The organism is Paraglaciecola sp. L1A13, assembly GCF_009796745.1.
In the GTDB taxonomy this organism is placed as follows: domain Bacteria; phylum Pseudomonadota; class Gammaproteobacteria; order Enterobacterales; family Alteromonadaceae; genus Paraglaciecola.
In genome coordinates, this window is sequence record NZ_CP047024.1 from 2701745 (window position 1) to 2725114 (window position 23370).

Consider the following 23370-nt stretch of genomic DNA (forward strand, 5'->3'; position numbering starts at 1 on the left):
AAATGTCGATTGAAAAATAAGTATTAGCTGGTTATGCATGTAAGGGTTGCGCCCTATTTGCTGACCTAATTCTCCTCTGAAGTTTCTAACCCTAAGGTCTTTTTAACTTCTTCAAATAAACCTTCGGATTCGCCTCGGGAAGCGATTGACATACCTCGGTCAGATAAATAAAAACTGTCTAAGGAGAACAAATACTCGCGACTTTGCGTTAAATAAGTCACCACGTCATCCTCATGTACATCGGCTGTTTGCAGCTCTTTGGCATACTCTTGAGATTGCCCCAACTCATAAAATTCAGAAAGCGCGTTAAGATCATCAAGCTTAGATTGCAATCTAGTATTTCTGTCTAAATATTGCTGCAATTGCGCTAAGCCTTTATGTTCGGGATTTTGGTCGCTGATAACCTGCCATTTACCTTCTTCTTGCTTTAACTGAACATCGAAGTTTAGGCCTAAGTTTTTCGCAGTTTGCGTCAGATCCTCAGCCACTGGACGCAAATTAAAACTCAGCATATTGTCCAGCGTTTGCAGGTTTATGCCATTCTCGCCGGATTTTAATCGCTGCAATGCATCATCTATATTCCCAGAGGCTAAGTTACTTTGCACCGCGGTAATTTCAGCATAAATATTGTTTTTTTGATTACTGACAGCGCTTTGCAAAGCGCTGTCAGACGCAGATGGGTTCGCAATATAGTCGAATAGTGTTAAGGCTGATTGCTGTATTTGCATAAAAAACGTCCTTCTTTTTGCCGCACACTCATGATGAAATCCGTTTATTTAATTGCTAGAAAAGCGCGGAAAGAATTGTATATCCTTTAGATTTAGCAAACTGCAGGCCAAGAATGAGCAAAGGTTAAAAATAAATGGCTTCAATGCACCGGTTACAATAAATTTACACTTAGTTAGTGGCGCTGCCTATTCGCAAGCTACAGGCATCATGATAAAGTTACTTACGCTATTAGCAGTTAAATTCATCATTTAAAAAGGAGTTGACGTGGGTTATTTTGTCGGCGCATACGCCACTTCACCAGCAGGCGTAAAATGGGATCCTGAAGCAGAACAAGTGTATTACCAACAATTGAAAGCGTTTGGCAATATTCAAGGTTTAGAGCATCCATTTACAGGATCATTGCATCAACATGATGATGATTGGTTTATTGCTAATATTGACCCAAGCTGGCAATTCGTTATTACCTGCGTGCCTGGCATTATGGGTGCGTTAGCGCAAAATCCACACTTTGGTATCGCTTCAGACGATGAAGCTGGCCGCCAAGAAGCGCTGGTTTTTATGCAAAAAGCGTGTGACGCCATAGCTAAACTTAATTCAGCCAACGGCAAACCTTGCGTCAAGGCCATTGAAATTCAGACCGCTCCAGATAGAAGCAAAGCAAGTGGCTCGGCAAAAGCGCTTAAAGCGTCATTAGAAACCATGCTTAGCTGGGACTGGCATGGCGCTGAAATCATCATCGAACATTGCGATGCGTTGGTACCTGAGCATGAGCATGCCAAAGGTTTTTTGTCCCTTGAAGATGAAATTACCGTCGTTCAAGAATTGAATAACTCGTTGCAAGCTAACCTAGGTATATTAATCAACTGGGGGCGCTCAGCAATTGAAAGCCACAGTACTGACGGCGTAATACACCACATCAAGCGAGTGAAAGATGTTGGTTTACTTAAAGGCTTAATGTTCTCAGGTGTATCCGATACTCAAACTGACTACGGTATTTGGAAAGATACTCATATGCCAGCAGCAAAAGACGCAGACAGTGAATTCGGAGCTGAGCACTCTTTATTAACCAGAGAGGAAATTCACCGCGCTTTAGCCGCTTGTGGTGACGCGCTGACCAACGATACCATTATAGGTATCAAACTGGGCATTCGTCCGAAAGACGCGCCACTAGCGCCTCGTGTTGGCTATAACCAATCTGCTCTAGGAATGATTGATAATTTTTTCAGCAAATAATTCAATGGTCAGTCTTAGCAGGTGGTAAGTATTGACTTGCAATCTGCTATCTTTCTAACCTTAAGTTAAACAAGTCGGTAGCCTACGTAGACACATTAAAGTGCTCAGGAGAAGGTTAGCTCTTGGGGGTATATCAAGGCTAACCATAAGGACTACAACTCAATAAACTATCGTCATGTAGCTCATTGCGACTAATCTTTTTTAAGCGGCTAACAGGTAAAATAAAAACGATAATTTAAAGTATGCAAAACCGAAATTAGTGCCGTCAGGAATCGTCAATCAGTGAACGCTGAATAACGTTCACATACATACATTCTTTCTACGTGTCCCTTTATTTAAGCCTTGCTCTGAATACCAATATTCCTCCCAATAGCATAAAACCTAAATGTAACGGTTCAGGAACCGGCAATGCTGTTGGCACAGGTCCTATTCCGCTTGCGGTTCCATTTAGATTATTAATGCTATATATGCCACCAGGACCTGAAGGTGCTTGGGTGGTCTGCCAAAAAAAAGTGATTTCCTCTGCACTATCCCATTCATCGGAAGTTGAGGACCAAACCAGTTCCCCTGCATCATTAAGCTCTATATCAAAACCGACGTTGGCAGTCGCTGCGTTCGAAAAGCTATAACCAGCAATTCCATTAAAGCCTACGGCCTCATATCCTAGGCTGAAGGTTTGTACATCGTCAAACGGCAGTACGGTGGGCGGGTTAGGAAACGGCGCGTCATTTTCCTTATCAACCCCTGGGATCACTGTATGGGCGTAGGTATAAATAATGCCAGGTGAATTATTGGCTGGGATACATGCTGTAAAACCTTCTGGACAGCTTACGCTGCTTAATAAATCTCCCACGCTATCACCAGCACTGTTAATCAATGAGACTTCGACTTCTGGGCCCACAGGACCAGTAATTTTAGCGCCAAAATCTAGAACATCATAGTCACTGGACATAATAGGAGAAGCTGAAACGGAAGTGGCTATTAAAAAAGGAACAATAAAAAAATGATGAGCATTAAAGGACATTTATATTCTCCAAAAGTAGATTGATAACGATTGGTAATCATTATAGATGGTAAATAAATTACCATACCACGTATATATTAACGTTTCAGGTGTTATCCAGTAGACAATTTTCGAATATCGAAAAGACTCCGTCGTACATCAAAAAAATAATAGGGCAGTTAAACCACCCTATTCAGAACAATGTTACCAACTTAAATCATCCGGAATATCATAATCCGCATACCAATCTTCATCTTGACTGTTCTTGGCTTTTTCTTCCGGCAAAATATCAGCACGATATAACACGTAACTTTCATCTCGCTCTGCAATTTTATCTGCCACTGGCATCGGAATTAGTTCATAAGCATCGTTGAGCTTTACGATAGCTAGTTGACCTTGGGTAATTTGAGCATGTATTTTTTTATCTACAAAAATACGCTTTATCACCTTATTATCGCTGAAGTTACATGCAATATCACCGACTCTGCGCGATTGCTTATTAACGTTAATCATCTGTACAATTTGCGCCTGAACCGCTTTCTTTTCAGCTTCGGCCTTGGCCATTTTATTGAGCTCTCGATCTCGGGCCTTTTTCTGCTCAACCGCCTGCTCAGCTGCTATCTTGCTTTCATTGGTTTGATCAATATTGTGATTCTGCTTGGCTTTCGCCTGCTTGTGTTTTTGTTGGCGCACTTGCTTCGCTTTTTTCTTATTTGCGAGGCCTGCTTGTAAAAGTTGTTCTTGAAGTGACAATGCCATGCTCGAACCTATTTCTATTAAATGCATAAAGCCGGTAAGTATAAGTTACCGGCTTTGAATTATGAATAATGACCCAAAATGCTATTTAGCTTTTTTGCGCTTATCTTCTACGGTCCATTTGTTATCTGTATACCAAGCAGACCAGCCTGTCGCTTTTCCCTCTTCGTTCTCACTCATAACGTACTGCTGCTTGGTTTTACGACTATAACGAACTAAGGCGTCGTTACCGTCTGGGTCCTTAGCAGGTGCGTCAGCTAAATAATAAAACTTAGGCGAGATTCGGTCACGGAAACGTGCTAATTCAGCTACCAGTGGCGCACGAGTCTCCCTAGATTTAGGGAAGTTATGCGCAGCCATGAATATGCCTGATGCACCATCACGTAATACGAAGTGCGCGTCAGATTTCACACATTCTAGCTCAGGTAAATCAACTGGGTCTTCTTTAGGCGGCGCAGCTTCACCACTTCTTAATAACTTACGGGTGTTCTTACATTCTTCGTTAGTACAACCGAAATATTTACCAAAACGCCCGGTTTTAAGCTCCATGTTCGAACCACACTTATCACATTCGATAATGGGGCCGTCATATCCTTTAATCTTAAAGGTACCAATTTCAACTTCAACACCCGGACATGTGGGTGTATTACCACAAACATGTAGTTTTCGGGTTTCATCTACTAAGTAGCTGTCCATGGCTGTTGAACAAATGGGACATCGACGCTTGGCTCTGAGTATTTCAGTTTCCAGCTCATCTTCGTCTTCCACTTTGATGACTTCGTCTCCGAAGGTTAAATTCATCGTGCCAGTACAACGCTCTTTAGGCGGTAAGTTGTAGCCTGAACATCCTAAGAATACCCCCGTACTAGCGGTACGTACATTCATGGGACGACCACATTTTTTACACTCGATATCCGTTGGCACAGCTTGATTTAAGCGCATGCCCCCTTCTTCGGGATCTTTTTCAGCGAGAACAAGCTTCTTCTCAAAATCACCATAAAAATCGGTTAGTACATCTTTCCACGAAACTTTACCATTGGCGATTTCATCTAACTCTTGCTCCATTTTCGCAGTGAAATCGAAGCTCATTAAATTATCGAAATTCTCAAGCAATCTATCGGTAACGATTTCACCCATTTTTTCAGCATAAAAACGCTTACTCTCAAGACGCACATAACCGCGATCTTGAATGGTTGAAATGATGCTAGCGTAGGTTGAAGGTCTACCGATACCGCGTTTTTCTAACTCTTTAACCAAAGACGCTTCGTTAAAACGCGCCACAGGTTTGGTGAAATGTTGTTTAGGCTCAAGCTGTTTAAGCTTAAGCGTTTCGCCTTCTTTTACGTCAGGCAACAAAAAGTCTTCTTCACCTTTTTTACGCTGTGGGTTTTGTACCTTAGTCCAACCATCAAACTTAAGTACTCGTCCCTTAGCGGTTAATTCATAACCAACGGCACCAACACGAATGGTACTTGCGTCATACTTCGCCGGTGTCATCTGACACGCTACAAACTGACGCCAAATAAGTTCGTACAATCGCTGTGCGTCTCGTTCCATTTCCGATAAAGATTCAGATTTTAACAACACATTTGACGGACGAACGGCTTCATGGGCCTCTTGCGCACCGTCTTTGCTTCCATATTTAAGCGGGTTTTCTGGCAAGTAATTATCGCCGAAATTATCGCCGATATACTCGCGACATGCTTCCACTGCTTCTTTACTCAAGTTAGTAGAATCTGTACGCATATACGTGATGTGACCAGCTTCGTATAAGCGTTGGGCCATCATCATGGTTTTCTTCACGCCAAACCCTAAACGGGTACTTGCAGCTTGTTGTAACGTCGAGGTAATAAAGGGAGCTGAAGGGCGACTCTGGGTCGGTTTAGAGTCTCGACTGATTACCTTATAGTCAGCATCCTTTAAATCAGCTAGCGCAGTATCAGCTTGAGCTTTATTAATCGGTTTAAACGCCTTACCGTCGTGCTTAGCAACCTGCATACGCAAGTCACTCTCTTTTACGGTTAATAAGTCCGCATGAACATCCCAAAACTCTTCAGGTACAAAGGCCTTGATTTCGCGTTCACGTTCAACAACCAAGCGCACAGCGACAGATTGAACGCGACCTGCTGACAAGCCTCTGGCGACTTTTTTCCACAACAGTGGCGATACCATAAAGCCTACAATGCGGTCTAAAAATCGACGTGCTTGCTGAGCGTTTACCCGTTCAATATTGACTTTTCCGGGTTCAGAGAAGGCTTCTTGTATCGCGTTTTTGGTGATTTCATTAAACACCACGCGCTGAAAGTCCTTAGTTGGATCGTCGATTAACTCTTGCAGATGCCAAGCAATCGCTTCTCCTTCTCTATCCAAATCCGTTGCGAGATAGATGGTATCGGCATTTTTAGCTAATTTTTTAAGTTCATTGACTACTTTTTCTTTGCCACTTAGCACTTCATAATGTGCGGCCCAATCGTCTTTTGGATCGACGCCCATACGGTCCACTAATTTCTTATATTCATACTCACGTAAGTACGCATCACGTTTATTTTCAGATAATAACTTCAGCTCTTTCGCTGGTTTTTTAGGCGGAACTTTGCCTAAAGCTTTCGTTGGAAGGTCTCGAACGTGGCCTACACTAGATTTAACAATAAAATCTTTGCCGAGATATTTATTAATTGTTTTCGCCTTTGCCGGTGATTCAACAATGACCAGAGACTTTGCCATATAATTAGTCTTAACCTTTGAATTTAATAGAGTTTTTAGGTGAACCGATGAAGATAAGTGCGTTCACCTCTTTAAAATGCTTTTTAACATATATCGACAAAGTGAATAGAAAACAAGTTCTTCTTCATACTTATCCGATATTCATCACAATCACGCTCCCTTATCTGTTCGAATATCAACCACCTCGATTGGCAGCAACCCGAAAACCAGTATAATGCTCAGCAAGACACACCTTAATGAAGATGGATTTGTCATTTTCAAGATAAATTTTTCGCTGTTTTTGAGCGGATACTAATGCGCAGATGAGGATAAGATGAAGCAGTTTGAAGTAAATTTTGACGGACTCGTTGGACCAACCCACAATTATGCGGGGTTATCGTATGGTAATGTGGCCTCTTTGAATAATGCGAGCGCCGTTAGCAGTCCTAAGCAGGCCGCTAAGCAGGGTTTAAAGAAAATGAAAGCCCTAGCTGACCTTGGCATGATTCAAGGTGTGTTAGCCCCTCAGGCGCGTCCTGACGTGGATGCAATGAGACGCTTAGGCTTTTCTGGCACCGACGCAAACGTTTTACAGCAAGCGGCCAAGCAAGCACCCGCCATCTTTCAGGCATGTTGCTCAGCGTCAAGTATGTGGACGGCCAATGCTGCGACCGTTTCCCCAAGCCCAGACACCGCCGATGGTAAGGTGCATTTCACGCCAGCGAATCTGACCAACAAGTATCACCGCTCCCTTGAACCACAAGTAACCGGAAATATTCTTAAAGCAACCTTTGCTAACGAACAGTATTTTAGTCATCACAAACACTTGCCTGACAACGAGCACTTTGGTGACGAAGGCGCAGCAAACCATACACGGTTGTGCCAGCAATACGGTGAGAAAGGCGTAGAATTATTCGTTTATGGCCGCTATGCATTTGACAACAACAAACCCGCTCCGGTTAAGTTCCCTGCCCGTCAAACCTTTGAAGCCAGTCAAGCCATCGCACGCTTACATGGTTTGAGTGATGAGAGCGTCGTTTTCATTCAGCAAAATCCAGACCTTATTGATCAGGGTGTTTTTCACAACGACGTCATTTCTGTCGGTAATCAAAATGTACTTTTTTACCATGAACAAGCCTTCCTAGACACCGACAAAGTCTTGGCCGAAATCAAGCAAAAATATGGTGAAGGAGAATTGCACTTTATTAAAGTCAGCAGTGAACAGGTCAGTGTGCAAGAAGCAATAAAAAGTTACTTATTTAACACTCAGGTGATTACCCTAGCAAACGGTGAAATGGCGATTATTGCGCCCACAGATTGTGAAGAAAACCCAGCTGTTTCGGCATACTTAAATGAACTTATTACTCTCAACACACCGATTAAACACATTCGATACTATGATGTTAAGCAAAGCATGCGAAACGGTGGTGGGCCTGCTTGCTTGAGGTTACGCGTAGCCATGAATGAGACTGAATTAGCTGCTGTAAATCAAAGTACCATGATGAATGATGTACAATTCGAGCGTCTTAATAATTGGGTCGATAAACATTATCGCGATCGCTTATCGGTGGATGATTTACGCGATGTGGCGTTGTTAAATGAGTCACGTACCGCCCTTGACGAGCTGACGCAATTGTTGAAATTAGGATCGGTTTACCCTTTCCAAAAAGATTAGTTTTACGGCCAATACACAAGTCAGTTTTACTGACATATTTGCGATCTGAAAGATGTAAAAAAAGCCCGGAATCATATATTTGATATCGGGCTTTTTGTTACTTGCTATATTTTCCCGCGTTTCAAATACCCTAATGTGAAGATCCAGCGCGACAAGATAAAGTTATAATGTATCGTTACAGTTGAATGACTCACCATAAGGGTTAGCAGGTGGGCCTGATACTGAGTTGGTTAAATCACTTGCTGCAACCTCTAAATCATAATCGCGTTGCTCAGAGGAGTCGCTGCCTTGAGATTCGCCATTGGTAGTAATTGACACTGTGGTCCATTCGCCAAAAGCCTTAGGGTAACTTAACGTGAAGACCACTTGGCCATTTTCATCGGTTACACCTTCAGACTGGACAGCCACGACATTGCCCGGGGTTAATTGCTCATCCCCATTAATGTCTTCACCCGCATCTAAGATACCATTGCCATTAATGTCCTCATTATCACAAACAACAGTGACGTATTTTCCCCAACGGTTCGCGTTGGTATCAAATAGCCAATAGCCCTTTTGGTACGTGCCTCCGACATTAAATGCCTTTGGTGGAGCAGAAAACGTTATATCAGCATTTTCAACAGGATTTGAGTCAGGATCAGTCACGAATGCTGAAAACTCTTTAATATACGAAGACTCAGTGGGTGACTGAATTATATTCCCGGTACCAAACACGATATCAAAAGGTTTATCGCCAACAGTAAGCAAGGTGAATGCAGATACGCTTTGGGTATCATCCACAGTGCCATAGACTTTAACGGCTTCAAAGGTGCTCAAGGCATTTGATGTATACACGGTCTTGGCGATGCCACTTCTATCTGTGGTGGCTTGGTTAGGAGATATTTGCCCACCGCTCACATCATCCAATAAAAAGTTAATGGTTTTACCTTTGACTAAATTTCCACGGGCATCACGCACGACTGCGCTTATGGTGCTTATTTCTCCCGTTGGGCCAATTGAGTCTGGCGTAGCATCAACAATAATATTGTCAGCGACGGTTGCCACAAATTCAATTTGTACTCTCGCTGTCACTTCATTGTTGTTGCTATCTACACCGGTGGCAGACACAGTGGCAAAACCAGCATTATCAGATGAAATTAAAAAGCTTACCAGCCCGTCACTGTCGGTTGTTTTAGTCGTTGGGACTACTGTGCCCCGAGAGGTCGTAAGCGTGACTTGGCCGCCAGTGACGCTTTGGTTATCCGACAACCAGGTTAGCCCTAATGATGCTGATGTATTTAACGCAATTTCTTCATCAGGTGCTTCAGAGAAACTAAAATTATCCGGTTGTACAGTAACACTGAATTCACTTTGATCATTTAAAGCGCTAGCGCTAATTGTGTCGATACCAGGGGTGTTACCAGTATAAATAACAGTAACTTGCCCATTGCTTGCAGTCGTCGGTGTTGTGTTACTCAACACCCCATTCGCCGCAGACAAACTGATCTGTTGACTGGCAATACCATTACCATCTGAATCGAGCAAACTTAAGGTTAACTCAACCGGATCATTCAATATCACTGAGCTGGGACCATCAATATTGACCGTTGTGCCAACAACTGAAATCAATAACGTTTGAGTCAGTGTCCCTGTTGTTGCTGTTACCTGAATAGCGCGGTTCTGTCGGTTATTTTGGGTCGTTAAGGTTGCTCTTGCCTGCCCGTCGGTGCCAGTAGTGCCTTGCGTAATGATAAGTGCAGCATCTGCGTCCGCTGCAAACACCACGTCAATCCCTTCCATTAAAACATTTTGCGCATTCTTAACAAGGGCAATCAGCTCAACACTATCGGTACCACTCGATGGCAATTGCACAGCACCCGCGAATAAATCGAGTGCCTGAGGCTGCACATTCGTTTGGGTAGTACCAGTTGATGTAAATGTTGTACTGGCGGTTTCACCATTACTGAGTGTTGCAATAACCTCACCTGCCCCTGAATTATCGCCAACAAGCAGCGTAATTTCAGCCTCACCTGATGTACCAGTTGATGCGGTACCAGAATTATTATTAAACACCGCTAAACCTTCAGGATTAAAAGTAAACGTCACGAGCTTGTCTGTCGCTAGCGCCCCATTATTATCAGTCACTCGGGCAGTTAATGTTAAAGGGGTGGACGCACTTAATTGATTCACAGTTTGTTCATTGGCATCTTTGAGTGCCATCGTTACGGTATATGTGATTGTCTCATTTGGGTCATCATCAACGCCAGCACCATTGTCGTCCCTAGAGAGACTATTCTCTGCGCCTCCCCCACACGCAAGTAATGTACATAATACAAAGCCGCTTAATATCAAATTAGCGCGTCGAAACATATAATTAGTCCTTTTTATCCGTCAGTTAGCAAATGCTTGATGTCACATATACGCACATTTTATTTGTTCAGCTTATTGAGCAAACTTGCTAACCTATGGGAAATAATAATAAATTCAGGAAAATCATGAGCCAATCACTCCCCTCCACCCCCGAAAAGTTTAGTTTAACTGCCAGAATATTTCTTGGCATGCTGGCTGGCATCATAATAGGTGGCCTTCTCCAGCAACTATTTGATGATAGCGGAGATTTTTCGTTTAGTGTATTTGGGTTCGAGGTTTCTACGTATGGACTTTTAGTCGATGGTATATTTAACGTTGTTGGGCAAATATTTATCGCGAGTCTAAAAATGTTAGTTGTTCCACTGGTCTTTGTTTCTCTGGTCTGTGGTACCGCTAGCCTGTCTGACCCAAGTAAACTTGGGCGTTTGGGTGGTAAGTCAATATTGTTGTATATAGGTACCACTGCAATCGCTATTTCCTTAGCGGTAGGCTTTGCTTTATTGGTCTCGCCTGGTGATTCAATTAGCATGACAACCGATGCTGCGTACCAAGCCAAAGAAGCACCCAGTTTAGGTCAAGTTATTATTAATATGATGCCGTCTAATCCGGTCAATGCCATGGCTCAGGGCAATATGTTGCAAATTATTGTATTTTCCGTGCTATTCGGCGTAGCGATGTCGATGGCGGGCGCAGCTGGTAAACGTTTAACCGCCATGTTCGAAGACTTAAGCGAAGTCGTTATGAAGCTTGTGACTATTTTGATGAACTTAGCCCCTTATGGCGTATTTGTGCTTATGGCAAAACTCTTTGCCACTATCGGCTTTGATACCATTGCCGGACTGCTGAAATACTTCTTGCTGGTGATGTTTGTATTGGTCGTCCATGCTTTTGTGTCGTACCCGATCATTCTGAAGTTATTCAGCGGCCTAAGTCCTATCATTTTACTCAGGAAAATGCGTGACGCAGCTATTTTCGCCTTCAGTACTTCAAGTAGCAGCGCAACATTACCTGTAACCCTTGAAACGGCAACCAATAAACTTGGTGTTAAATCCTCAGTAGCTTCATTTACTATCCCTTTAGGGGCCACAATAAACATGGACGGCACCGCTATTATGCAAGGTGTTGCAACGGTTTTTATCGCGCAGGTTTACGGCATTGATTTGTCGCTGGGTGATTATATGATGGTCATTCTTACCGCGACATTAGCGTCAGTTGGAACCGCTGGCGTACCCGGAGTCGGCTTGATAATGTTAGCCATGGTACTGCAACAAGTTAATTTACCGGTAGAAGGTATTGCCCTTATTATTGGGGTTGACCGTTTACTCGATATGACGCGCACCGCTGTTAACGTCACAGGAGACTGTATGGTGGCTTGTATTGTAGCGAAAAGCGAAGGTGAATTTGATATTGACCGCTACAACGATCCTGATGCAGGCGTTGAAGAAGAAACATTACATGCTCCACCTAAGCCAGATTAATACAGCTTAGAAAATGGAAAATAAAAAGGCAGTGCGTTTGAAGTGACCCCCAATAGTTGGACATTCCAATTACTGGGGGTCTTTTTATGTCTAGTGTACCATCCTGAAATAACCGGTTGCTCGAGACGCTAATCCTTTTTAACAATCCTTTATATCTGGTAATGCCTGAACGATTATCTGCCTGAGAGAAACCGTTAATAAGCACTAATGGCCTAATACAGTTGCAGGGTTAACTTTGGCTGCTTTTCGTGCGGGATACACTGTGGCAAGCAAGGTAAGTGTTAAAGCAATCAAAGCGGTAATGTATACCTCATGCCATTTCAATGCAGAAGGCAAAAAGTCGATAAAGTAGATATCACCAGATAGAAACTGTACCCCGGTCAATTGTTCAAACCCTCGGGCGACAGTTGATAAATTTAACGCCATTAACACACCACAAATAACGCCAATCAAGGTACCGATAATGCCATTGATAAAGCCTTGCAGCATGAAAATTAGAATGATTGTTCGCTCAGTAGCCCCCATGGTTTTTAACATCGCAATTTCTGACTGCTTTTCATTCACAGCCATCACTAACGTCGATACAATATTAAAACAGGCAACACCAATAACCAGAATCAATGTGATATACACCACAACCCTTACCAGTTGTATATCTTGGTATAGATGGCCTTGAGTGCGCGTCCAATCAGACATATACACTTCTTGAGCAAATCCATAGCCTATTTCTCGTGTGATTATAGGCGCCAGAAATGGGTCGTGATATCGAAACCGCAGACCTTGCACACCGTAGGTCACACCTAATGTTTGCGAAGCAAGCGGCAAGTGCATATAGCCGATATGATTATCGAGCTCACCGCCAATATTCACCACACCAACCACATTTAACCAAAGTGTTTTAGGTGCGCGAATAGATAGATCATTACTTAATTGAGGCAATAGTAGTTTTACTTTATCGCCCAGCTCAATACCGAGTTTTTGCATGGCACCCGCTCCTAACATAACACCTTGAGCGTCCCTACTAAATGCTTGCCACTGTGCCGCTGGTACACTACTCAACATACCGTCATGCTCGGCGTATTTGGTATCAATACCGACCAATTCAATGGCCTTCATTTTTTTGCCTTTTTGCAACATACCGGTGGCTTTGGTGTAGGGCTGTATGGATTCGATACGAGGGTCAACCTGCAACGATTTTATTTCATCTTGCCAGTCGGAAATGCCTTCGCTGCCTACCGCGTACAATTCACCATGAGGAATAATAGAAAGTAGACGGTCTTTTAACTCCTTTTCAAAGCCATTCATAACAGATAGGAGCAATATAAGCACAAAACAACCTAACGCGATGCCTACCGTAGATGAAGCTGAAATAAAAGAAATGTAGCCATTTTGCTGCTTACTGCTGCGAAAACGCCAAGCGAGTTGAAAAATTAACTTCATCTAATCGACTCTCTTTTAATCATCTTGCGGGCTTAATTGACCATTAACCAGACTAAGAGAGCGATCGAGACGACTCGCTAACTGAATATCGTGCGTCACCACAATAAAGCTCGTTTGACTGAGCTCTCGTAGTTCGTTGAGTAACTGATAGATACCTTCGCCTGTTTTCGCATCTAGGTTACCGGTTGGCTCATCAGCTAACACCAGTTTCGGGTTATTTACCAATGCCCGAGCGATTGCAACGCGTTGGCGCTCGCCGCCAGATAACATACTGGGACGATGAGATAATCGATGCGCTAGGCCCACTTTGTTGAGCATAATTTCTGCGTGATGCAACGCTTTTTCACGTTTTTCATTTGCGATTAAGCGTGGCATAGCGACGTTTTCAAGTGCGCTGAATTCTGGTAGTAAATGATGAGCTTGATAGACAAACCCCAAAGACTGATTACGAAATTTTGCCTGTTGGGCGCTAGAAAAGGTAAATATATCTTGCTGTTCAAAGAGCACATGACCTGACGTTGGCTGATCAAGGGCACCGAGTAAATGTAACAAGGTACTCTTACCTGACCCTGACGTGCCAACAATGGCCACTTGTTCCGATGTATTGACTGTTAAATTGACGTCACTAAGAATGTGTACGCTATTTTTACCATCATCATATTGCTTGGATAAATGAACACAGTTCAACAGTTCATGCATATTACTATTTGTCCCTTAATTCGGTTTGCTAGTGAGGCGTTATGTCTATTTTTGCGTTGATTTTCTAAGGGCTTCTCGTTCTCGGCGTTTCCACATCAATCGGGCAAGTTTTTTCATACTCACATTTTTATCATTTTCATCTACTATCTCTACTCCAAGCAAGGCTTCGGTAAGATCTTCGTCAGTCAAAATCCCTTCTAACCCTCCATACTCATCCACCACAAGTAACATATTGGCGCGCTTAGTATGCAGAGGATGTAAAGCAGCAGATAGCGGCATACTGCTCAATAGTGTCACCATATCCTTGCGATACACACTTAACGGATTTTTTTCATTATTGCGGATCATGGCTAGCAGAATATCTTTTTTTAATACATAACCGGTTATTTTTTCTGGCTCTGATTGCTCGTAAATAGGAATACGCGAAAACTCAATGGTACCGTGCTTATGATAAAAGGCTTCAACTGTCATATCCTGAGGCACCGAAAATATTACCGTTCGGTGCGTCATGGCATTTTTTATTTTTAACACGTCCAATGACAACAGGTTTTGCAGAATATTGGCTTCCTGCTTAGCAATTTGCCCCTCTTTATAAGATTCATCCGTCAATACAGACAACTCGGCTTTACTTAACCCTTTCAAAGGTGAGTCGTCACTAAAGCCAGCCGTTAACTTGTTTGCCAAGATCACAAAAGGATAAAGGACTAAAATAAGATACTTGAGAAAATAAGCTGTCGGCGGAGCTAATTTACGCCAAAACGTTGCACCCAATGTTTTTGGAATTATTTCTGAGAAAACCAAAATAAATAAAGTGAGAATACCAGAGATAACACCCATATATACTTCACCAAACACGGCAGCAGCTTGCGCCCCCGCACCGGCGGCCCCCATAGTATGGGCAACGGTGTTTAAAGTAAGGATAGCGGCCAGCGGATTATTAATATTTTGCACTTGCTTGCGCAATAGAGGACCACTTTTATGATTTCGCTTTTCCAGCACAGAAATATAAGCAGAAGACACACTTAAGATAACAGCTTCAGCAATGGAACATACAAACGAAACACCCAGAGCTAAGGCAATATAAAACAACAATAAAATCAAGTTAACTCACCAATATTACGCGATGTGATTATGCATCACAGCACGGCAAAATTTAGAGCAAGCAGTTTACCTGAAGCATAAATTAATGACATGAATTTTAATGGTAGAACGACTAGATATAAAAAGGATTTTGTTTCAAATATTTGCCAAGAACTGACAAAAGTAGAATAGAATATCACTAGAAGAAAAATTTAATGGCGGAACGGACGAGACTCGAACTCGCGACCCCCGGCGTGACAGGCCGGTATTCTAACCAACTGAACTACCGCTCCCCATATAAATTTTTTGTTTTGAAATTGGCGGAACGGACGAGACTCGAACTCGCGACCCCCGGCGTGACAGGCCGGTATTCTAACCAACTGAACTACCGCTCCGCTGTTTCAAAACCGAAAGTACTAAAAGAAATTGGCGGAACGGACGAGACTCGAACTCGCGACCCCCGGCGTGACAGGCCGGTATTCTAACCAACTGAACTACCGCTCCAGTTTCTTTAATACTTTCAACGGGTTAAGAAGTTAATCTAAGACCTTCCCCTCAACCGCGGCGCAGATAATACGGTTAACCCTTAATTGAGTCAACCGCTTTTTCTGAATTTTATCGGTTAATTTCAATATTTATGTTTGTTTGCCTATCCATTGAGCGATTTGACCAAAATGCGCGCAGTATTAGCCTTTACTAGCAGGCTTATCGGGTTTCCCTTTGGCTGTTTTGTCTTTGCTTTCCTTAACAGCGCTATCGACATCATTGGTTTTATTACGTGAAAACCTTAATTTTAAGCCCGCAATAAAACTTAGCTTAGCTTTTCCATCATTCTCGGGCATCGACTTATCATTAAGTATTTCCTCAACCGTCGCAGGTTTCTCCCTGGTCACAAACCAAATCAGTGCCCCCCCAACGATTAGCAAGAATACGTTAATACCAATAATCAGTGACACTAAAGTGGAAGTAGCCATTTCGGGTTCAACAGTATGCTCCATGATAGGAGCTGATACAGTGCCATCTTCATTTATTACTTGTCCTGGCTCTAACGGTAAGACGTTTTCACCAGCAGCAACAACAACGGGCTCTTCAGTTAAAAAACTAAACTCAGGCACATCCAGTATGACCTCGCGACCGTCGATGGTATTGCCAAAGGCGGTTATCTTTATTCGATAGACCCCAAATTCGTAATTCACGATTAAATATTCACGAACATCTGCAGACATATCGGTAATCGAAAAATTTTGTATATCACCATTTGGGAATTGAACTTTGCCATCTATCAACAGTGAAGATATAGCAATATGTTCGCGGTCGGCATCAATCAGTAATTTATGATATCCCCCAACACCTGCATTTTTTTCAACCGAGATATGAATAGGATTAGGATAAAGCATCACAGGATCATCCACTTGCTCTCGTGAGAACATCGGCGTACTTACCCTGAAGGTTGGGATCCACTCGCCAGCAGCAACTGACAAGTTAAACTGCCCAGTAAAGGTTCCATCTAAGGGCGTCTCATCCATCCCTTGCCCATTATCTTCAAAAGTCGCAATGGTTTGAGAATCAGCACCAAAGTTATTGAAATCAGGGTTGTTAGTACTGGAGAACTGCATATTTAAGGTGACGACATCCCTAAACTCAGCATAATTTATTGGCTCGCCGCCATTGGTTAAGTAAGCTGTCTGCTTAATAATTTCGCCAGAAAATATGACACTTGGTAAAGGTTCTGCATGTAACATTAAATCGCTGATGACCATTACACGACTATTCGGTGTGACATTGCCTATTGCTTGCCATGGACCGGGCATAGGTTTTTTAATACTGACCATATCGTATGTAGCGGTATCAAACCAAAAAACGTTTTCACCATCAGCTTGAGATTGATAGATTTTACTACCGTCTGGACGCACCAATACCACAGGTACACTGCCATAATCATGGAAAAAGACCATGGTAATTTCATCAACTTCATAATCTATTCGAAAGCGATTCTGCAACAACTCGATACTATTTTGAAACTCGGTACCTAATGATTCAAGAGGAGGTTGCGCATCTTGTTCTGTCACAGGCGTTTGCGCGTTGGCAAAAACAGACAATAATAGCGCACTGAATAACAGAGGTTTTAGCATAGTGTCTCAAATAGTTGATAGATTGGCGTTTATTCGCGCCATAAACAGGAACCGCCTTCTTTGTTGACGAGGTCCAAGCGCTTTTCGTGCTCTGCTAATTCATCGGCTGTAGCGCGTAAAACCTTTAACTGATTTGTATTTGGATCAAGTCTTCGAATACGCTCCTCTTGCCCTCCTCCATCAGAATTCGATTTACCTGATAAGTTGAGATCAGTTTGTCCGCCGGTCATCATTAAATAGACATCGGCAAGTATCTCGGAATCTAGTAAAGCCCCGTGTTTTTCTCGATGAGAGTTGTCTATTCCATACCGTTTACACAATGCATCAAGATTATTCTTCTGACCTGGATGTATTTGGCGAGCCATGCTCAGGGTATCTAATACCGTACACATGTCAGCAGTTTTTTTGCCCTGCATGGACGCTAACCGTGCAAATTCGTGATCCATGAAACCCACATCGAACGGCGCATTGTGAATAACCAATTGAGCGCCAGTGATGAACTGCACAAAATCAGCGGAAATATCAGCAAATACCGGTTTATCCAACAAATATTCGTTGGTGATACCGTGTATCTCTATCGCTTCTTGTTCTATTAAACGCTGAGGATTGAGATACACATGGAACGTGTTTCCCGTTAGACGGCGATTAAGTAATTCCACACACCCTATTTCAATGATCCGGTGGCCTTGTCTTGGGTCGATACCCGTCGTTTCTGTATCAAGTACGATTTGTCTCATGAGCTCTCAATTTGTTTCAGGGTGGCGTTAAGTCGCTATTATATTATACTGCGAAAAATTTTAAATGATTGATAAATGAAATGAAACACTTAGAAATTTATACTGATGGTTCTTGTTTAGGTAATCCTGGGCCTGGCGGCTATGGCGCTGTATTATTATTTGGCCAACATAGCAAAGAATTAAGCCAAGGGTTTGTCCATACGACCAATAACCGAATGGAGCTGCTCGCCACAATAGAAGCCCTTGCCAGTTTAACTGAAACCTGTAAAGTTGATTTGACAACAGATAGTCAATACGTAAAAAACGGCATCAACCAATGGATTAAAAACTGGCGTAAAAATGGCTGGCGTACGTCAGACAAAAAACCGGTTAAAAATGTTGATCTTTGGAAGCGCCTCGATGATCAAGTTAAGCTGCATCAGGTAGATTGGCACTGGGTTAAAGGCCACTCGGGCCACCCTATGAACGAGCGTTGTGACGTCCTTGCTCGCGATGCTGCGTCAGGCAAAGACCTGTTGCCAGATACTGGTTTTCAGTCCTAAATCGCGTGATAAGTAGTTTATAATAACTACTTATCACTCCATACTGCATATTCATTGCCATTGGGATCGGTAAAGTGAAAACGTCGCCCCCCTGGAAACGCAAAAATAGCCTGTACAATCTTACCGTTATGCCTTTCAATTTTTGCTTGTGTAGCACTAAGGTTATCACTATACATAACCACTAATACGCTTCCGCTATCAGGTGAAACCACCTGTTGTAAATAAAAAAATCCACCATCGATCCCAGAATCGGTTATCGCCACATATTCAGGCCCGTAATCGATAAATTGCCAGCCAAATACTTGACCAAAGAATTCTTTCGTTATTGTTAAATCCTTCGATGGGATTTCGATATAATTAATTTTATGGTGAGGTGACATACCTTTCCTTTTATCGTGTCCGCAAATATTAATCAGGTTCCGCTATTGATAGCGACCATAACGCAACCTTTAAGTGAATTAATCAACCTTGGCGCATATTTTAACGAACAATAGTGGTTACGTATGGTGTAGTCACGTTGAAATAGTGAATTTCACTAAATTGCAGCTATCGTTAGGTTTTACGCGGTAAAATGCAGCATAAGTTACATTAATTTACACTTGTGGATTCTAACATAGTCATATTTTGGTTAGGATGCAGCATCGTTTTTAAGTAAGTGAACCATTATAAATATGTCTACCGATAAAAGTTGGACCAAATCATTCTTTAGCGGAATTTGGTCAGTACTCAATTTTAGCCGTAAGCTATTCTTTAACATTATCTTTTTAATTATATTCATTGGGATCATCTCTTTATTCTTCAGAGATAATGGCCAGATAGGTGTCCAGCAAGATTCCGCACTGGTGCTGAATTTAAAGGGTGATATTGTTATCCAGAAAAATGCAATTGACCCTTTCGAAGAATTTATGCAGCAAGCGCTGGGCCAAGCGAATGAAAAACCCGAAGTATTGTTACAAGATATATTGTTAACAATAGATAACGCCAAGCAAGATCAGCGCATTAAAACGCTAGTGCTTGATTTGCAGGAACTTAATGGCGCAGGCTTAGATAAACTCGAGCAGATTGCTCAAGCAGTAGATGACTTTAAGCTTAGCAACAAACCTGTTTACGCCATTGGTGATTATTACACCCAAGAACAATATTATATAGCCAGCCATGCTGATCATGTATATATGAACCCTATGGGCTGGATGCTATTTGAAGGCTACGGCCGATTCGGTATGTATTACAAGTCTGCATTGGAAAAAATAAAAGCCACTACGCATGTATTTAAAGTGGGCACATATAAATCTGCAGTAGAACCTATCTTGCGTGATGATATGTCACAGCCCGCAAAGGAAGCCAATAAGGCTTGGTTAAATGGCATGTGGTCGCAATATAAAGAAGGTGTCGCAAAAGTCAGAGGAATGTCGACAAACAATTTTGATGAAAAAGTCGAAGACTTTATGGTCAAATTTGAAAATGCCGATGGTAATTTTGCACAATACGCACTTGATAATGGTTGGGTTGACGGTTTAAAGACCCGCGAACAGGTGTTACAAGAGCTTACTTCGCTAGTTGGAGAAGATGACTCTAAACGCGGATACAAACACATTGCCTTTAAAAATTACCTGCACATTGTTAATCCACCGCTACCACACCTTAGTTCAAATATGGACAAAGTGGGTATAGTTGTGGCTAAAGGCACCATTTTAAATGGTGAACAAAAGCCTGGTACAGTGGGTGGCGACAGCACCGCCGAATTACTACGAAAAGCGCGACTAGACGACAGTATTAAATCTGTTGTGTTGTATGTCGACTCGCCCGGTGGTAGCGCATTTGCATCAGAGATCATTCGTCAAGAAGTAGAGAACCTAAAAGCCGCCGGTAAACCGGTTGTAGCCCTAATGAGTACTTACGCTGCATCTGGAGGGTATTGGATATCGGCTAGCGCTGATGAAATTTGGGCTGCACCAAGTACCATCACAGGTTCCATTGGCATTTTCGGTATGTTCGTCAGCTTTGAGAATACGCTAGACTATTTAGGCGTACATACCGATGGTGTGGGTACCACAGACTTCGCGGGTATGGGCTTAACACGCGGTATCGACCCTAAGATGGGCCAAGTGTTACAACGCGGTATTGAACATGGTTACGATCAATTTATTAGCTTAGTGGCGAACGAACGTCATATGAGTAAAGAAGATGTTGATAGTATTGCGCAAGGCCGTGTTTGGATAGGCGAGAAAGCGTTAGAATTAAACTTGGTTGATCATCTTGGTTATATTGATGACGCTATATCTGCAGCCGCGCAGCGCGCGAATCTGACAGAATACGATGTTACCTATGTGGAAAGAACATTAAACAGCAGCGAGTTATTCTGGAACGAGTTATTTTCAAATGCATCGGTTGTATTAGCGAAAACCCAATTTGCCCAAAGTGACAGTAAACTCATTAGTCTAATCAGCAAAGTAACGGCTGGTTTTGACAATGTCGCTAAATTAAACGACCCACGTGGTGTTTATGCATTCTGCTTAACCTGCGATATTTAACCCTGGTAATATTTACGTCGTGCCTAATGCAACTGCGCACTTTGGCACGGCGAATTCGGTTAAATTTGACTTAATAGTATTGAACAATGACTTTGCCTCACCCCACCCCAACGACACTTGAAGACATGCAGTCAAATATAGCTGCGCGAGTCAATGCCTGTGTAACACATGCTAATATGCAGTTAGCAATCAATCTTGCCCAACCAAATATCAGCTTTAATCAACGTGGAAAAATTGCCGGTTGCGCCCGTTTACAAACCAATTCACTTAAATTTAATCCCGTATTATTGGTCGATAATTACGCCGCATTTATGTCAGAAGTCGTGCCTCATGAGGTATGTCATTTATTGGCCTATAACCTGTACGGTCGCGTTAAACCCCACGGGAAAGAATGGCGTAGATTGATGAGTCAGTTGTTTGGATTAACGGGGCAAACCTACCATAAAATGGACGTCACTAAGGTAAGCGGTAAAACGTTTCCATATGTTTGCGAATGTGGCCAAATTGAACTGAGTATCAGGCGTCACAATAAAGTACTGAGACAACAACAAAGATATATTTGTCGTCAATGCAGTGAAATTTTGCAGCCTATCTAAAACATAAGCTCAGAACCAGCGCTGAGTAAATGCCTTATCCAATTCATCAAATGCGATTTTAAGTAAATCAGCCAACTCTTTATATTTCGGACGGGACTTTACTTGGGCCACACTGCACCCTTGCTGTTGCATCTTTTGATGAATGTCACGATACCAAATCAAGGTCGATGGGGGTAACCATTGATTAGAGCGATGCCCTAACCACAATAATCCCTGAACAGGAATGGACAAAAAGAATATAGCCATAGCCACAGCGTTAGGCAGTGTTTCCACTCCTGTAACAGAATAGGCCATAGCAACCGTCAATACCGCTAGCGGTGGCATGGTTTTTATGGCCAATTTTGTTGCGGCAATAACTCTGCACTCAGGGAACATTGGGTACAGTTCTTTTTTTAGTGGCCAAGTTAGCATGTATTGCTGACCATCTTTGAACAATGTAAAAACGGATTGAGCCATGAGTAACCTACTTTTTGAGGGATCGCGCCCTAGGGGCATGCTAACGATGTTAGCTAAAAGTTGTTCTTTTAGAAAGTAGTCAATGGCATTAGTTCAAGCCAAATACGATAGAATGCTTAGATATAGCAAATTTATTATCTTAAAAAGATTGAAAGTTTGCTGTCTAGACGCATTTATATACGTAATGAGAGGGAACCTCTTTACCTATCTGGCGCTATTGCATAAAATCGCCCACAAATTCATTTTGGAGACATTAATGTCTGAATCAAGGCACGTAAAATTACTTATTCTAGGCTCAGGCCCTGCGGGTTATTCAGCAGCAGTTTATGCAGCTCGAGCAAACTTAAACCCGGTACTACTCACAGGCATTCAACAAGGTGGTCAGCTTACGACCACAACTGAAGTTGAAAACTGGCCGGGCGACGCCGAAGGTTTAACGGGTCCTGATTTGATGGTACGCATGCAACAACATGCTGAAAAATTTGATACCGAAATTATCTTTGACCACATTAATAAAACAGACTTTTCCAAACGTCCATTTACTTTAGTTGGCGACCAAGCTACCTATACTTGTGATGCGTTAATTATCTGTACAGGTGCGTCGGCTAAGTATCTAGGAATGGAATCAGAAACCGCATTTATGGGCAAAGGCGTATCGGCCTGTGCAACCTGTGATGGTTTTTTCTATCGTAATCAAAAGGTAGCTGTTATTGGCGGCGGTAATACTGCCGTAGAAGAGGCGCTTTACCTATCAAATATCGCCTCAGAAGTGCATGTTATTCATAGACGTGAAACTTTCCGAAGTGAAAAAATTCTAGCTCAGCGTCTATTAGATAAAGCTGCAAACGGCAACGTTACGTTGCATTTAAACAGCACGCTAGATGAAGTTCTTGGGGACCAAATGGGCGTAACGGGAGTACGTATTAAATCGACCACTTCTGCAGAAACCAAAGAGTTAGACGTTATGGGGCTTTTCGTTGCGATTGGTCATCAGCCCAATACGGGGATTTTCGAAGGCCAACTCGAAATGAAAGATGGCTACATTAAAGTCAATAGTGGCACCGCTGGTAATGCCACCCAAACAAGTGTTGAAGGGGTATTTGCTGCGGGTGATGTAAGTGACCATGTGTATCGCCAAGCGATCACTTCAGCAGGAACAGGCTGTATGGCCGCCCTTGATGCTGAGAAATTTTTAGACGCACTTTAAAAACGCTTACTTTAGGCCTCCTTT

At 42.6% G+C, this 23370-nt stretch carries 19 protein-coding genes and 3 tRNA genes; 7 read left to right on the forward strand and 15 right to left on the reverse strand.

Going from position 1 to position 23370, the window contains the following annotated elements:
• Positions 1–65: 65 nt before the first annotated feature.
• On the reverse strand, positions 66–728 hold the full coding sequence (locus tag GQR89_RS11250) for a hypothetical protein (protein ID WP_158770139.1): 663 nt from the start codon (positions 726–728) through the stop codon (positions 66–68).
• A gap of 265 nt (positions 729–993) precedes the next feature.
• Here GQR89_RS11250 and GQR89_RS11255 point away from each other — a divergent pair, with 265 nt between their 5' ends.
• Positions 994–1962, forward strand: a complete 969-nt coding sequence (locus tag GQR89_RS11255; RefSeq protein WP_158770140.1) for a DUF4862 family protein — start codon at positions 994–996, stop codon at positions 1960–1962.
• Between the two features lie 331 nt (positions 1963–2293).
• Here the strand turns inward: GQR89_RS11255 and GQR89_RS11260 are convergent, their stop codons facing one another.
• The 3 genes from GQR89_RS11260 to topA form a co-directional block, all read right to left on the reverse strand.
• The gene (locus GQR89_RS11260) at positions 2294–2986 is read right to left on the reverse strand and encodes an exosortase, PEP-CTERM interaction domain protein (RefSeq protein WP_158770141.1); all 693 of its coding nucleotides are present in this window, start codon (positions 2984–2986) and stop codon (positions 2294–2296) included.
• 183 nt (positions 2987–3169) lie between these two features.
• The gene (locus GQR89_RS11265) at positions 3170–3724 is read right to left on the reverse strand and encodes a DUF2058 domain-containing protein (protein ID WP_158770142.1); all 555 of its coding nucleotides are present in this window, start codon (positions 3722–3724) and stop codon (positions 3170–3172) included.
• A gap of 81 nt (positions 3725–3805) precedes the next feature.
• Positions 3806–6445 (reverse strand): type I DNA topoisomerase, encoded by a 2640-nt coding sequence (gene topA, locus GQR89_RS11270; protein ID WP_158770143.1) that lies wholly within the window; start codon positions 6443–6445, stop codon positions 3806–3808.
• Between the two features lie 313 nt (positions 6446–6758).
• On the opposite strand from topA, the gene astB reads away from it, so the two are divergent.
• On the forward strand, positions 6759–8099 hold the full coding sequence (astB, locus tag GQR89_RS11275) for an N-succinylarginine dihydrolase (RefSeq protein WP_158770144.1): 1341 nt from the start codon (positions 6759–6761) through the stop codon (positions 8097–8099).
• A 162-nt stretch (positions 8100–8261) separates the two neighbouring features.
• On the opposite strand, the gene GQR89_RS11280 is transcribed toward astB, so the two are convergent.
• Complete coding sequence (locus GQR89_RS11280; protein ID WP_158770145.1) at positions 8262–10448, reverse strand: Ig-like domain-containing protein; 2187 nt, start codon at positions 10446–10448, stop codon at positions 8262–8264.
• 125 nt (positions 10449–10573) lie between these two features.
• Here GQR89_RS11280 and GQR89_RS11285 point away from each other — a divergent pair, with 125 nt between their 5' ends.
• Positions 10574–11926 (forward strand): dicarboxylate/amino acid:cation symporter, encoded by a 1353-nt coding sequence (locus tag GQR89_RS11285; RefSeq protein ID WP_158770146.1) that lies wholly within the window; start codon positions 10574–10576, stop codon positions 11924–11926.
• 204 nt (positions 11927–12130) lie between these two features.
• Here the strand turns inward: GQR89_RS11285 and lolE are convergent, their stop codons facing one another.
• From lolE to dnaQ, 8 genes are all read right to left on the reverse strand, one after another.
• Entirely contained in the window at positions 12131–13366 is a 1236-nt protein-coding gene (lolE, locus tag GQR89_RS11290) for a lipoprotein-releasing ABC transporter permease subunit LolE (RefSeq protein ID WP_158770147.1), read from the reverse strand.
• A 15-nt stretch (positions 13367–13381) separates the two neighbouring features.
• Positions 13382–14065, reverse strand: coding sequence for a lipoprotein-releasing ABC transporter ATP-binding protein LolD (lolD, locus tag GQR89_RS11295; protein ID WP_158770148.1), 684 nt, complete (start codon positions 14063–14065; stop codon positions 13382–13384).
• A 45-nt stretch (positions 14066–14110) separates the two neighbouring features.
• Positions 14111–15166 carry a CNNM domain-containing protein gene (locus tag GQR89_RS11300; protein ID WP_158770149.1) on the reverse strand — a complete coding sequence of 352 codons (1056 nt, stop codon included), beginning with the start codon at positions 15164–15166 and terminating at the stop codon, positions 14111–14113.
• Positions 15167–15361: 195 nt separating this feature from the next.
• Positions 15362–15438 (reverse strand) — tRNA-Asp (locus GQR89_RS11305).
• A gap of 25 nt (positions 15439–15463) precedes the next feature.
• Positions 15464–15540: transfer RNA gene (locus GQR89_RS11310), tRNA-Asp, on the reverse strand.
• 32 nt (positions 15541–15572) lie between these two features.
• Positions 15573–15649: transfer RNA gene (locus GQR89_RS11315), tRNA-Asp, on the reverse strand.
• Between the two features lie 182 nt (positions 15650–15831).
• A complete protein-coding gene (locus GQR89_RS11320; protein WP_158770150.1) occupies positions 15832–17277 on the reverse strand; it encodes a TIGR03503 family protein in 1446 nt (481 codons plus the stop codon).
• 29 nt (positions 17278–17306) lie between these two features.
• Positions 17307–18014 carry a DNA polymerase III subunit epsilon gene (gene dnaQ / locus GQR89_RS11325; RefSeq protein WP_158770151.1) on the reverse strand — a complete coding sequence of 236 codons (708 nt, stop codon included), beginning with the start codon at positions 18012–18014 and terminating at the stop codon, positions 17307–17309.
• Positions 18015–18094: 80 nt separating this feature from the next.
• On the opposite strand from dnaQ, the gene rnhA reads away from it, so the two are divergent.
• Positions 18095–18556: a ribonuclease HI gene (rnhA, locus tag GQR89_RS11330; RefSeq protein ID WP_158770152.1), complete on the forward strand. Its 462-nt coding sequence runs from the start codon at positions 18095–18097 to the stop codon at positions 18554–18556.
• Positions 18557–18582: 26 nt separating this feature from the next.
• On the opposite strand, the gene GQR89_RS11335 is transcribed toward rnhA, so the two are convergent.
• Positions 18583–18936: a VOC family protein gene (locus GQR89_RS11335; RefSeq protein WP_158770153.1), complete on the reverse strand. Its 354-nt coding sequence runs from the start codon at positions 18934–18936 to the stop codon at positions 18583–18585.
• A gap of 291 nt (positions 18937–19227) precedes the next feature.
• Here GQR89_RS11335 and sppA point away from each other — a divergent pair, with 291 nt between their 5' ends.
• Positions 19228–21087 (forward strand): signal peptide peptidase SppA, encoded by a 1860-nt coding sequence (gene sppA / locus GQR89_RS11340; RefSeq protein ID WP_158770154.1) that lies wholly within the window; start codon positions 19228–19230, stop codon positions 21085–21087.
• An 86-nt stretch (positions 21088–21173) separates the two neighbouring features.
• A complete protein-coding gene (locus GQR89_RS11345; protein ID WP_233268946.1) occupies positions 21174–21683 on the forward strand; it encodes a SprT family zinc-dependent metalloprotease in 510 nt (169 codons plus the stop codon).
• Between the two features lie 9 nt (positions 21684–21692).
• Here GQR89_RS11345 and yfbV read toward each other — a convergent pair whose 3' ends face one another.
• Positions 21693–22139, reverse strand: coding sequence for a terminus macrodomain insulation protein YfbV (yfbV, locus tag GQR89_RS11350; protein WP_158770155.1), 447 nt, complete (start codon positions 22137–22139; stop codon positions 21693–21695).
• Between the two features lie 256 nt (positions 22140–22395).
• Here yfbV and trxB point away from each other — a divergent pair, with 256 nt between their 5' ends.
• Positions 22396–23346: a thioredoxin-disulfide reductase gene (gene trxB / locus GQR89_RS11355; RefSeq protein ID WP_158770156.1), complete on the forward strand. Its 951-nt coding sequence runs from the start codon at positions 22396–22398 to the stop codon at positions 23344–23346.
• The last annotated feature ends 24 nt before the right edge of the window (positions 23347–23370 follow it).

Coding starts and splice junctions, on each gene's coding strand:
- GQR89_RS11250 (WP_158770139.1), bottom strand. CDS start 728: ATGCAAATACAGCAATCAGCCTTAACACTATTCGACTATATTGCGAAC.
- GQR89_RS11260 (WP_158770141.1), bottom strand. CDS start 2,986: ATGTCCTTTAATGCTCATCATTTTTTTATTGTTCCTTTTTTAATAGCC.
- GQR89_RS11265 (WP_158770142.1), bottom strand. CDS start 3,724: ATGGCATTGTCACTTCAAGAACAACTTTTACAAGCAGGCCTCGCAAAT.
- topA (WP_158770143.1), bottom strand. CDS start 6,445: ATGGCAAAGTCTCTGGTCATTGTTGAATCACCGGCAAAGGCGAAAACA.
- astB (WP_158770144.1), top strand. CDS start 6,759: ATGAAGCAGTTTGAAGTAAATTTTGACGGACTCGTTGGACCAACCCAC.
- GQR89_RS11280 (WP_158770145.1), bottom strand. CDS start 10,448: ATGTTTCGACGCGCTAATTTGATATTAAGCGGCTTTGTATTATGTACA.
- GQR89_RS11285 (WP_158770146.1), top strand. CDS start 10,574: ATGAGCCAATCACTCCCCTCCACCCCCGAAAAGTTTAGTTTAACTGCC.
- lolE (WP_158770147.1), bottom strand. CDS start 13,366: ATGAAGTTAATTTTTCAACTCGCTTGGCGTTTTCGCAGCAGTAAGCAG.
- lolD (WP_158770148.1), bottom strand. CDS start 14,065: ATGCATGAACTGTTGAACTGTGTTCATTTATCCAAGCAATATGATGAT.
- GQR89_RS11320 (WP_158770150.1), bottom strand. CDS start 17,277: ATGCTAAAACCTCTGTTATTCAGTGCGCTATTATTGTCTGTTTTTGCC.
- dnaQ (WP_158770151.1), bottom strand. CDS start 18,014: ATGAGACAAATCGTACTTGATACAGAAACGACGGGTATCGACCCAAGA.
- rnhA (WP_158770152.1), top strand. CDS start 18,095: ATGAAACACTTAGAAATTTATACTGATGGTTCTTGTTTAGGTAATCCT.
- GQR89_RS11335 (WP_158770153.1), bottom strand. CDS start 18,936: ATGTCACCTCACCATAAAATTAATTATATCGAAATCCCATCGAAGGAT.
- sppA (WP_158770154.1), top strand. CDS start 19,228: ATGTCTACCGATAAAAGTTGGACCAAATCATTCTTTAGCGGAATTTGG.
- GQR89_RS11345 (WP_233268946.1), top strand. CDS start 21,174: ATGACTTTGCCTCACCCCACCCCAACGACACTTGAAGACATGCAGTCA.
- yfbV (WP_158770155.1), bottom strand. CDS start 22,139: ATGGCTCAATCCGTTTTTACATTGTTCAAAGATGGTCAGCAATACATG.
- trxB (WP_158770156.1), top strand. CDS start 22,396: ATGTCTGAATCAAGGCACGTAAAATTACTTATTCTAGGCTCAGGCCCT.